This window comes from Pseudomonas sp. NBRC 111127 (assembly GCF_001320345.1).
GTDB lineage: Bacteria > Pseudomonadota > Gammaproteobacteria > Pseudomonadales > Pseudomonadaceae > Aquipseudomonas > Aquipseudomonas juntendi.
The window spans coordinates 1-9,960 of the sequence record NZ_BCBD01000191.1; the positions used below are offsets into that span (position 1 = coordinate 1).

General features: G+C 62.6%; 11 protein-coding genes. 2 read left to right on the forward strand and 9 right to left on the reverse strand.

Annotated elements, in window-relative coordinates:
- From APH30_RS24125 to APH30_RS24160, 8 genes are all read right to left on the reverse strand, one after another.
- A partial coding sequence (locus tag APH30_RS24125; protein ID WP_177333785.1) for a GIY-YIG nuclease family protein occupies positions 1–469 on the reverse strand: 469 nt, incomplete at its 3' end.
- Positions 470–474: 5 nt separating this feature from the next.
- A complete protein-coding gene (gene uvrY / locus APH30_RS24130; protein WP_003251380.1) occupies positions 475–1,113 on the reverse strand; it encodes a UvrY/SirA/GacA family response regulator transcription factor in 639 nt (212 codons plus the stop codon).
- Positions 1,114–1,352: 239 nt separating this feature from the next.
- Positions 1,353–1,784, reverse strand: a complete 432-nt coding sequence (locus tag APH30_RS24135; protein ID WP_054913970.1) for a GNAT family N-acetyltransferase — start codon at positions 1,782–1,784, stop codon at positions 1,353–1,355.
- Between the two features lie 116 nt (positions 1,785–1,900).
- Positions 1,901–2,410, reverse strand: coding sequence for a ProQ/FinO family protein (locus APH30_RS24140; RefSeq protein WP_054913971.1), 510 nt, complete (start codon positions 2,408–2,410; stop codon positions 1,901–1,903).
- 83 nt (positions 2,411–2,493) lie between these two features.
- Positions 2,494–3,048 carry a helix-turn-helix domain-containing protein gene (locus APH30_RS24145; protein ID WP_009686321.1) on the reverse strand — a complete coding sequence of 185 codons (555 nt, stop codon included), beginning with the start codon at positions 3,046–3,048 and terminating at the stop codon, positions 2,494–2,496.
- A 143-nt stretch (positions 3,049–3,191) separates the two neighbouring features.
- A complete protein-coding gene (locus APH30_RS24150; RefSeq protein ID WP_054913972.1) occupies positions 3,192–4,550 on the reverse strand; it encodes an aspartate aminotransferase family protein in 1,359 nt (452 codons plus the stop codon).
- A 5-nt stretch (positions 4,551–4,555) separates the two neighbouring features.
- A complete protein-coding gene (locus tag APH30_RS24155) occupies positions 4,556–5,359 on the reverse strand; it encodes a gamma-glutamyl-gamma-aminobutyrate hydrolase family protein (RefSeq protein ID WP_054913973.1) in 804 nt (267 codons plus the stop codon).
- A 67-nt stretch (positions 5,360–5,426) separates the two neighbouring features.
- Positions 5,427–6,773, reverse strand: a complete 1,347-nt coding sequence (locus APH30_RS24160) for a glutamine synthetase family protein (protein WP_054913974.1) — start codon at positions 6,771–6,773, stop codon at positions 5,427–5,429.
- A 339-nt stretch (positions 6,774–7,112) separates the two neighbouring features.
- Between APH30_RS24160 and APH30_RS24165 the strand changes: the two genes are divergently transcribed.
- Entirely contained in the window at positions 7,113–7,817 is a 705-nt protein-coding gene (locus tag APH30_RS24165; RefSeq protein WP_009686317.1) for an SDR family oxidoreductase, read from the forward strand.
- A gap of 27 nt (positions 7,818–7,844) precedes the next feature.
- Here the strand turns inward: APH30_RS24165 and APH30_RS24170 are convergent, their stop codons facing one another.
- Positions 7,845–8,552: a murein L,D-transpeptidase catalytic domain family protein gene (locus tag APH30_RS24170; protein ID WP_054913975.1), complete on the reverse strand. Its 708-nt coding sequence runs from the start codon at positions 8,550–8,552 to the stop codon at positions 7,845–7,847.
- Positions 8,553–8,887: 335 nt separating this feature from the next.
- Between APH30_RS24170 and APH30_RS24175 the strand changes: the two genes are divergently transcribed.
- The coding region (locus APH30_RS24175; protein WP_054913976.1) for a cytosine permease at positions 8,888–9,960 on the forward strand (1,073 nt) is incomplete at its 3' end.

Sequence of the window (9,960 nt, forward strand, 5' to 3'; positions counted from 1 at the left end):
TGTCTTCGCACTGGCGCACGGAAAAGGCCTTCTGCAACAGGCTGAGGCTTTCACGTATGGCGCCGGCGCTGGGGTATGGGCCGAAGTAACGGCCCTTGGCCTTTTTCGCGCCCCGATGAATACCCAGGCGGGGAAACTCCCCGTCAGACAAGAACACGTAGGGGTAGGACTTATCGTCGCGCAGCAGGATGTTGTAGGGCGGCCGCCATTCCTTGATCAGGTTCTGCTCCAGCAGCAACGCCTCGGTTTCGTTGGCGGTGATGGTGGTCTCGACCTGGGCAATGCGCGCAACCAGCGCGGCGGTCTTGGGGGCCAGGCCGGTCTTGCGGAAATAGCTGGCCAGGCGCTTTTTCAGGTTCTTGGCCTTGCCCACATAAAGCAGGCGGGCGTCGACGTCGAACATCCGATAAACGCCGGGGCGACCACTGCAGGTCGCCAGGAATGCGCTGGCATCAAAAACTTGGGACATGAGGTTTACAGGCTTGCGTCAACCATACCGTGGCGAACGGCCAGCAAGGTCAATTCGACGTCGCTGGTGACCGAGAGTTTTTCAAAGATCCGATAACGGTAAGTATTGACGGTCTTGGGCGAGAGGCACAACTTGTCGGAGATGATCTGCACTTTCTGGCAACCGACGATCATCAGGGCGATCTGGATTTCCCGCTCGGACAAGGCGTCGAACGGCGAGCCTTGTGGCTGGAACGGCTTGAGCGCCAGCTGCTGGGCGATCTGCGGGCTGATGTAGCGCTGGCCGGCAAATGCCAGGCGGATGGCCTGGACCATTTCATCGAGCCCTGCGCCCTTGGTCAGGTAACCGGCAGCGCCGGCCTGCAGCAAGCGCGTGGGGAACGGGTCTTCCTCGCACACGGTGACTGCAACCACTTTGATGTCCGGGTGGCTGCGCAACAGTTTGCGAGTGGCTTCCAGGCCGCCGATGCCGGGCATTTTCACGTCCATCAGCACCACGTCTGGCTTCAGCTCACGGGCCAGCTTGAGCGCCGACTCGCCCGAGTCCCCCTCACCCACCACCTGCAGGCCGTCAATGTCGGCCAACATGCGCGTAATACCGGTTCGTACCAGATCGTGATCATCGACGACTAAGACCCTAATCAAGCACACACCTCATCAGCAGGGCGATTGGATCCCGCCACCTTAACAAAATTTTTCACAGTGGGCCTAACGCATTACTTCCGTCAGAAAAGTCCGACGCTCAACTGTGAGAATCCATACTGTTTACCGGGGTTTAACATGACCCGTCAAGCGCGCCAGCAGGTAGGCAACGTGCCGGCTGATCGTCGATATGGATCCTTGATGCCTACGCCGTTCGCGCTGGACACGCCAGCGCCTGGCGATCACTCGATAGCGCGCTGCATACGCACGAAGCAATCGTCTTCGCCCATCTCGATAAACCCATGGCGCTGGTAAAGGCGGCGTGCCGGATTGCTGCGAAACACCATCAGCCTGAGCAGCGGCAACTGCCGCTGCCTGGCCCACAGTGCCAACTGCTCCAGCACCCAACTGCCAACACCGCGCCCGCGGTGCTCGGGGAGCAAATGCAACTCGCGGATGAACAGGGCCTGGCGGTCCTGGCTGAGGCTGCAGTAACCCAGCACCGCGGTGCCATCTGCCACCAGCCACTGCTCGCGCCAGCCCCAGGCCTGGTCGAAGGCGTCTTCCACCCAAAGCAGACCGTATTGGCCGTAATAAGGCAGCATGGCGCGGCGAGTCAGGTCGCGGGCGAAGGTGCAGTGGCTGGTAGTGGCAGGAATCAGTTGCAGGCACATGTCAATCAACGCTCACGGTCGCGGTTGACGTTGTGCCCGGGGCTGGCCAGCAGGGCAGCCCGGGCACCGATGCACGGAGGCGATCAGTAGGTTCGCCAGGTTGGCGAGGGGCCGGGTCAGGCCTCAGGCTGCTCGCCAGCAGGATCGGCGGCAGGGGCGGCAGCCTGTGCCTTGGCCTTCGCCCGGTTACGGCGTTCCTGGCTGCGGTGCCGCGCAGCCTGCTGCTTGGCATGCAGTGCCTGTGCAGCAGTCACGGTACCCGCGGCTTGGCCACTGAGGTCCAGGCGCGGTGCATTTTCGACCATGCTGGCCCAGTACCGGGCGCCGCGGCACCAGGTGGAAATACCCAGCTTCAGCTGTTCACGGGTAAGCCCGAGCAGCTCCAGGTGTTGCTCGGCATCCTTGAAGATACCTTCCTTGAGCGGCACCTTGGGGGCCGGGTTGACCGGGAAGGCCAGGGGAAAATGCTTCTGCAAAGGCCAGATCGCAGCGACCGCCGGATCCTGTTCGCGCGGCTTCGCCTGCGGGGACGGCTTGCGCTTTGGCTGTTTCGCGCTTTCGGCCTTTACCTGCTGTTTCTCCGCCCGCAGGCGGTCGCGTAGCTCTGCTAGTTGTTCAAAACCCATCGTTCAATTCACTGCTTGTGGTTGATTGCGGGGTGCAAGGATAACCCATGCAGCTACCCCAGTGTTTGCAGGTCATCTTTCCATCAGCTGAATACCCACAACACCCGCGTTGGTTTGCCGGTCAGGTTGGCATAACGAAAGCTGGCATGTGGCTGCAGCTGGAAACTGTCATTGGCGCGCAGGGTAACGGGCTCACCGCCGTCGAGCCACACGGTCAATTCGCCTTCGAGCACGAAACACCCCTGCTCTGAACTGTCGTCCAGGTACTCCTCGCCACTGCTCGCCCCAGGTTCAAGGTGGCTATCGAGCATGGAGAAGGCGCCACTGATGCTGGGGGATGCCAGCACGTCGGTGATGCCACCGGCCAGGTGCAAGGTGCGGCGCTCGTGCGGGCGGGTAACCCAGCCGAGCTCGCGGGGCTTGGCCAGCTTGTAGAAGTAGGCAGTCGACACACCGAGCTCTTCGCTGATGGCCGTCAGGTCGGCGACGGTCGGGCGCGATACACCGCGCTCGACCTGGGACAGGAACCCCACCGAGCGGCCGATACGCTGGGCCAGCTCGCCAAGGGTCAGGCCCTTGAACTTGCGCAGGTCGCGAATCAGTACTGCCAGGCCTTCGATTTCTTCGTGCACTTTCATAGTTGAATCGCGACGTTCGGACGGAAAAACAATGCCCTGAAAAGTACAGGATTCAACCTGCAAAGCAAAATGCTTCCAGGCCTTGCGCGTGCCAGCCAGGCAAACCGGGGCCGCTTTGCAGCCCCGCTGAGGCTACCTGCCGCTCAGCGAACAGCCTCATACGTGAGGTCGAGGCATTTGCGCGCCTTTGCCACCAGCTCGTCGATCTCGGCAAGGCTGATCACCAAAGGCGGCGCGATGATCATGGTGTCGCCCACCGCGCGCATGATCAGGCCGTTGTCGAAGCAGTGCTGGCGGCAGATCATGCCCACGCCTTTGCCTGGGTAGCGGGTGCGGCTGGCCTTGTCTTTTACCAGCTCGATAGCGCCCAGCATCCCCAGGCCACGCACCTCACCGACCAACGGGTGGTCGGCCAGCTCACGCAGGCGCTGCTGCAGGTAAGGCGCAGTCTTATCCTGCACCTGCGTGATGATCTGCTCGTCGCGCAGGATGCGCAGGTTCTCCAGCGCCACCGCCGCGGCCACCGGGTGGCCGGAATAGGTAAAACCGTGGTTGAAATCGCCGCCTTCGCTGACTACCCGCGCCACCTCGTCACGCACGATCACGCCGCCCATCGGGATGTAGCCCGAAGTCAGGCCCTTGGCGATGGTCATCAGGTCGGGCTCGAGGTCATAGTAGTCAGTACCGAACCACTGCCCGGTACGGCCAAAGCCGCAGATCACTTCATCGGCCACGAACAGGATGTCGTACTTGGCAAGGATCTGCTTGACCTTCGGCCAATAAGTGTCCGGCGCAATGATCACACCCCCGGCACCCTGGATCGGCTCGGCGATGAAGGCTGCGACGTTGCTTTCGCCCACCTCCAGAATCTTGCGCTCCAGTTGCTCGGCCGCCCACACGCCGAAGTCGGCCTCGGTCATGTCGCCGCCTTCGCCGAACCAGTACGGCTGCGGGATATGCACGATATCCGGGATCACCCCGCCCTGCTGGTGCATGCCGCTCATGCCCCCCAGGGCAGCGCCTGCCACGGTAGAGCCGTGGTAGCCGTTGATACGGCCAATGATCACCTTCTTGTCGGGCTGGCCTTTCAGCGCCCAGTAGTGGCGCACCATGCGCAGCACGGTGTCATTGCCTTCGGAACCGGAGCCGGTGAAGAACACATGGTTCATGCCTGGCGGGGCCAGGTCGGCGATCGCCTTGGCCAGCTCCAGCGCCGGTGGGTGCGCGGTCTGGAAGAACAGGTTGTAGTACGGCAGCTGCTTCATTTGCTGGCTGGCGACCTCCGCCAGCTCATCGCGGCCATAGCCGACCGCCACGCACCACAGGCCAGCCATGGCATCGAGGATCTTGTTGCCCTCGCTATCCCATAGGTATACGCCCTTGGCCTGGGTGATGATGCGCGGGCCTTTCTCGGCCAACTGTTTCACATCGCTGAACGGCGCCAGGTGGTGGTCGCGGCTAAGCGCTTGCCAGGCCTGGGTCTGCGAATTCTGTGCACTCATTGTCTTCACTCCGTCAGGTCGCGCAGGCGCGCTGCGCGGTGGGGTTGCTTGCGGTTCTGGCGCAGCAGCGAGCGCTGGCGGCAAGCCGCGCCGAACGCCTGGAACAGGGTCAGGTACTGCGGGTTGTCCATGACCTGGTACTCGGGGTGCCATTGCACGGCCAGGCTGAAGCCCTGGCCGTTGCCCAGCGAGATTGCCTCCACCAGGCCGTCGGGCGCCAATGCCTCCACCCTCAACCCCGGCGCCAGCACATCGATGCCCTGGCCGTGGATGGAGTTGACCTCGAACACTGCCGGCAAGCCCAGGCGCTCGAGCAAACCACCCGGCTGCACATGCATGGTGTGGCGCGGGCCATATTGCTTGTCGATGGGCTCGCCCGCGCCTTCGCGGTGGTCCATGAATGCGCCAGCCTCATGCACGTTCTGGTGCAGGGTGCCGCCCAGTGCCACGTTCATTTCCTGAAAACCACGGCAGATGCCCAGCACCGGCACGCCGGCGGCGATCGCCGCGCGCATCAGCGGTAACGTGGTGGCGTCCCGCAGCGGGTCATGCTGGGTGCCCTCGGCACTGGCCGCGCCGTGGTAGTGAAACGGCTCGATATTGGACGGCGAACCGGTAAAGATCAGCCCGTCCACCACCTCAAGGATGTCGGCGCTGTCGAGCAGCTCGCCCAGGCTGGGTATCACGATGGGCAGGCCGCACGCCGCCATGGCTGCCGCACGTGCATACTTCTCGGCAATGGTCTGGGTGGCATGCTGCCCGCTCATGGTGGTGCAAGCGGTGATGCCGATCACGGGCACACGTGGCATAGCGTCCTCCGGCAATGGGTATTGCGCGTGGTTTAGGTTGGCAAGGGATGGGGGCGAACCGCAGGCGCTACAGGAACCAGCGATACTCGCGGGCATCGATGTGGCGCATGAAGTCCAGTTGCTCCTGGTACTTGTTTTCGCAGTAGACCATCACGAACTCGCTGCCCAGGCCTTGCTCCAGCACCGGGTGATGACGCATGGCGGCCAGGCCGCTGAGCGGGTCCTTGGGGAAGTCGATGCCGCTCTGGCGGTCGTCGTTCAGCGGGGCGATGGGCTCGACGCCCCGCTCCAGGCCGTACTCCATGCCGGTGAGAATTGCCGCCAGCACCAGGTACGGGTTGGCATCTGCGCCTGCCAGGCGGTGCTCGATGCGCAGGTTGCGCGGGTCGGATTCGGGGATGCGAATGCACGCATCACGGTCTTCGAAGCCCCAGCTGGCCTTGCTCGCGGCGTTGACCATGGCACCGTAACGGCGGTAGGCGTTGTGGTTGGGGGCAAAAATCGGCATACAGTGCGGCAGCAGTTCCAGGCACCCCGCCACCGCATGGCGCAGCTTGCGCTGTTCGGCAGCGGCAAGCAGGTTGTTGCCGTCGTTGTCGTACAGGCTGACGTGCACGTGCATGCCGCTGCCTGGCGCATCCAGGTAGGGCTTGCTCATGAAGCTGGCACGGTAGCCGTGCTTCAGGGCAATGCCCCGGGTACTGCGGCAGAACAGTGCCGACCAGTCAGCCGCGGCAAGGGCATCGTCGCTGTGCGAGAAGTTGATTTCGAACTGGCCTGGGCCCAGCTCGGCAGTGATCACGTTCGCCGGCACGCCTTGCTCATTGGCGCCATCGACCATTTCATGCAACACCGAGGAAAAGCGCGAGAGGCGCTCGATGTGCATGTTCGGCTGGTCGTCTGCGTCGCCGGTGGCAGTGTCACGCGGGTAACGGGGCAAGCCGTTGTCCAGCGCGCGATCGAACAGGTAGAACTCCAGTTCGAACGCCACCACCGGGCGTATGCCACGCCTGGCCAGGCGCTGCAGCACGCGGGCCAGCACTTCCCGTGGCTCGAACTCGATCGGTTTGGCGGTGCCGTCGGAGGTGATCAGCATCTGGGCGATCGGCTCTTTTTCCCAGCGCACCGGCTTCAGCGTACCTGGCACCAGCCGCCGTACGGCATCCGGGTCGCCGTCGGCAAAGCAGTAGTCACCTATGGGGTAAAGGCCGCCCTGGGTACCCAGCAGCACGCAGTTCTGCGGTAGCTTCAGCGGTGCCCCAGCTGCAACCTTTTCCAGCATGTCGATGGGGTAGCGCTTGCCGTAGAAATGCCCGGGAATGTCCAGCGCAATCAGGTCGACATAACGTATGGCCGGGTGCTGCGCCCGAAACGCACGCACTTCAAGCAGCAGATCCGCAGAGGGGGCACTCATGTTCTTGTCCTTGTGAGGTGAACCAACTCAAGTGAAGACTCGCCCTTGAATGCCGCCAGCGTTTGCAAGGGCTTCAACCTCTGGCACGCCTTCAATAGCCTGGGCGCTCGTGAAATTTTCGCAGATATTTTTCATGAAAAAATACATTAAAAATTTCACGAGTCAAGATCATCTGCGTGCCGCCGGTCTGCGTCTGCGCGACTTGGCCCCTGCCAAGCGCAACAAGCCAGTAGCTTAACTACTGGCTCTGAGAAGCTTGACTGTCTCACTTGCCACTCTAGGGCGCTGCTATGGTGGAAGCACTTACGCAATCAAATGAACGCCAACCTGGGAGGCAGCATGACAGTAGACAAAGTTGCAATTATCACGGCTGGTGGCAGCGGCATGGGTGCCGCCGCAGCTCGGCGCCTGGCCGCGGATGGCTTTAACGTGGGCATCCTTTCTTCATCGGGCAAGGGCGAGGCCCTGGCCGCGGAGCTTGGCGGCATCGGCGTTACCGGTAGCAACCAGTCGGTTGAAGACCTGCAGCGCCTGGTAGACGCTGTGGTCGGCAAATGGGGCCGCATCGATGTGCTGGTCAACAGCGCGGGGCACGGCCCACGTGCGCCCATCCTGGAGATCAGCGACGAGGACTGGCACAAAGGCATGGACACTTACCTGCTCAATGTCATTCGCCCGACACGCCTGGTGACGCCCTACATGCAGCGGCAAAAGGGTGGCGTGATCATCAACATCTCTACCGCCTGGGCATTCGAGCCGAGCGACCTGTTCCCCACTTCCGCGGTGTTCCGCTCGGGGCTGGCGGCCTTCAGCAAGATCTTCGCCGACACCTACGCCGCCGATAACGTGCGCATCAACAACGTGCTGCCGGGCTGGATAGACAGCTTGCCGGCCACAGAGCAACGCCGCGACAGCGTACCGCTCAAGCGTTACGGCACCCCCGAAGAAATTGCCGCCACCATCGCGTTCCTTGCCAGCGAGGGTGCTGCCTACATGACCGGGCAGAACATCAAGGTCGACGGCGGCCTGACGCGTAGCGTGTGAGGCTGCTGACGAGGTAAGCGCGCCTCGTCACTTGCCGGCGATCGATGGGCTTGCCACGCAACGTTGGGCGTTCAAGTAACGCGAGTGCTTCAGCCACGCCTGCTGCGGGTAGTAGGCGAACACGTAGCTGCCGCGTTGCAGCGTGTGGATCAATTTCTCGGCAATCGCCGGGCGCACGGCAGGGCAACCCTGGCTGCGCCCGAGGCGGCCGAGGCTAGGCACCACGCTGGGGTCGGCGTACGCTGCGGCGTGCATGACGATCGCCCGCGCCATGCTGTTGTCATTGAACCCTGGCTCCAGCCCCTGCAGGCGCAACGAGCGCCCGTGCTTGCCATTGTAGGCCTGGCCGGTTTCATAAAGGCCGACGGAGGACTGGTAACTGTTCGGCGCGTTGGAAAACGCGTTCGGCAGATCGGCGCCGCTGTTCTTGCCATGGGTGACCCACTCTTCGAACAACAGCTGCCTGGCGCGCAGGTCGAACACCCACAAGCGCTTGTCACGCGAGGCCCTGGAATAATCGATAACGGTCAGCAACTTGTCCCCTTCCCCCTGGCTCGCACAGTGATAGGCGGTAAGCGCCAGGGCCAAGGTCGCCAGACTGGCGGCGGGTGCCAACCGCTGCAGCTCGGCAGCACTGGGCAGCGACTGCGCCTGAGTGCTGTGCCAGGCACCGAGAATGAACAGGCCGGCAATGGCCATCGCAAGCCGCACAGCGCGGCGCACTGAGGTGAACATCGATACGGATCCCTGTTGGAAAACGGGCCTGTCCAGCCGTTGCTTGCAGCCAAATGCGGCTACTGTGTTCGCTTTCAGGCCATTTGCCGATCATTTGCTGACCAATGGCCTGAGTGTATCTGCGTTGTTTACAGCAAGCGCCTCGGCTTGGCGCACGGGGTAACAAATGCGCACCTGAAATGTGCACAAAATTCCCAACTCAAATACGCGCCCGCTAGGCAATGATCGGCTAGCGACCGCGAACCCGCTGGAATTACCTGCGCCTGATCGATTGGTACGAATCTTGTTTGTATACAAATCCAAAAACAAAAGTACACAACCATCATGGAGTCCCGATGGCGTCGATTTCGCGTTCCGATGTTAGCCAGCTTGATGCACGCCCCACCGCCACGGCGGACCCGGGCCAGGTGACATTGAGCCCGCGCCTGTACAGTGCCGACCTGGCCCCTACCCGTGCCGCCAAGCGCACTTGGGGTCGCTACAGCCTGTTCGCGCTGTGGACCAACGACGTGCACAACATGGCCAACTACTCGTTCGCCATCGGGCTGTTCGCCCTGGGCATGAGCGGGGCGCAGATCCTGGCCGCCTTCGCCCTCGGTGCCTTGGTGATCTACGGCTTGATGAACCTGTCCGGCTACATGGGTCAGAAAACCGGCCTGCCCTACCCGGTCATGTGCCGCATCAGCTTCGGCATCCATGGTGCCCAGATTCCGGCACTGATCCGCGCGGTGATCGCCATTGCCTGGTTCGGCATCCAGACCTACCTGGCTTCGGTGGTGCTGCGTGTACTGCTCACCGCCATCGCCCCAGAACTCAAGGCCTACGACCAGAACAGCATCCTCGGGCTGTCGAGCCTGGGCTGGGTCACCTTCCTCGGCATCTGGTGCGTGCAGGTGGCGATCTTCGCCTACGGCATGGAAATGGTGCGCCGCTTCGAGTCGTTGGCCGGGCCGATCATTCTGGTCGCCTTCGCCAGCCTGGCCGGCTGGATGTACTGGCGCAGCGGCTTGTCGATCGCCTGGTCCAGCGGCAATGCCCCGACCGGTTCGGCCATGTGGCTGAAAGTGCTCGGCGCTGCTGCGCTGTGGGTCTCGCTGTACGGCACCATGATTCTCAACTTCTGTGACTTCACGCGCAATTGCCCGGACCGGCGCACCATCAGCGTAGGCAACTTCTGGGGCCTGCCGGTGAACATGCTTGGCTTTGCCCTGATTGCGGTGGTACTGGCCGGTGCGCAGTTCAGCATCGATGGCAAGCTGGTGCAGAGCCCGACCGAAATCGTTGCGGCCATCCCCAACACCGCCGGCCTGGTATTGGCTTGCCTGGCTTTCCTGATCGTGACCGTGGCAGTGAACATCATGGCCAACTTCGTCGCCCCGGCCTACGTGCTGACCAACCTGGCACCCAA

Excerpts from the sequence above, each read along its gene's own strand:
- APH30_RS24135 (WP_054913970.1), bottom strand. The coding sequence starts at position 1,784 with ATGTGCCTGCAACTGATTCCTGCCACTACCAGCCACTGCACCTTCGCC.
- APH30_RS24140 (WP_054913971.1), bottom strand. The coding sequence starts at position 2,410 with ATGGGTTTTGAACAACTAGCAGAGCTACGCGACCGCCTGCGGGCGGAG.
- APH30_RS24145 (WP_009686321.1), bottom strand. The coding sequence starts at position 3,048 with ATGAAAGTGCACGAAGAAATCGAAGGCCTGGCAGTACTGATTCGCGAC.
- APH30_RS24150 (WP_054913972.1), bottom strand. The coding sequence starts at position 4,550 with ATGAGTGCACAGAATTCGCAGACCCAGGCCTGGCAAGCGCTTAGCCGC.
- APH30_RS24155 (WP_054913973.1), bottom strand. The coding sequence starts at position 5,359 with ATGCCACGTGTGCCCGTGATCGGCATCACCGCTTGCACCACCATGAGC.
- APH30_RS24160 (WP_054913974.1), bottom strand. The coding sequence starts at position 6,773 with ATGAGTGCCCCCTCTGCGGATCTGCTGCTTGAAGTGCGTGCGTTTCGG.
- APH30_RS24165 (WP_009686317.1), top strand. The coding sequence starts at position 7,113 with ATGACAGTAGACAAAGTTGCAATTATCACGGCTGGTGGCAGCGGCATG.
- APH30_RS24170 (WP_054913975.1), bottom strand. The coding sequence starts at position 8,552 with ATGTTCACCTCAGTGCGCCGCGCTGTGCGGCTTGCGATGGCCATTGCC.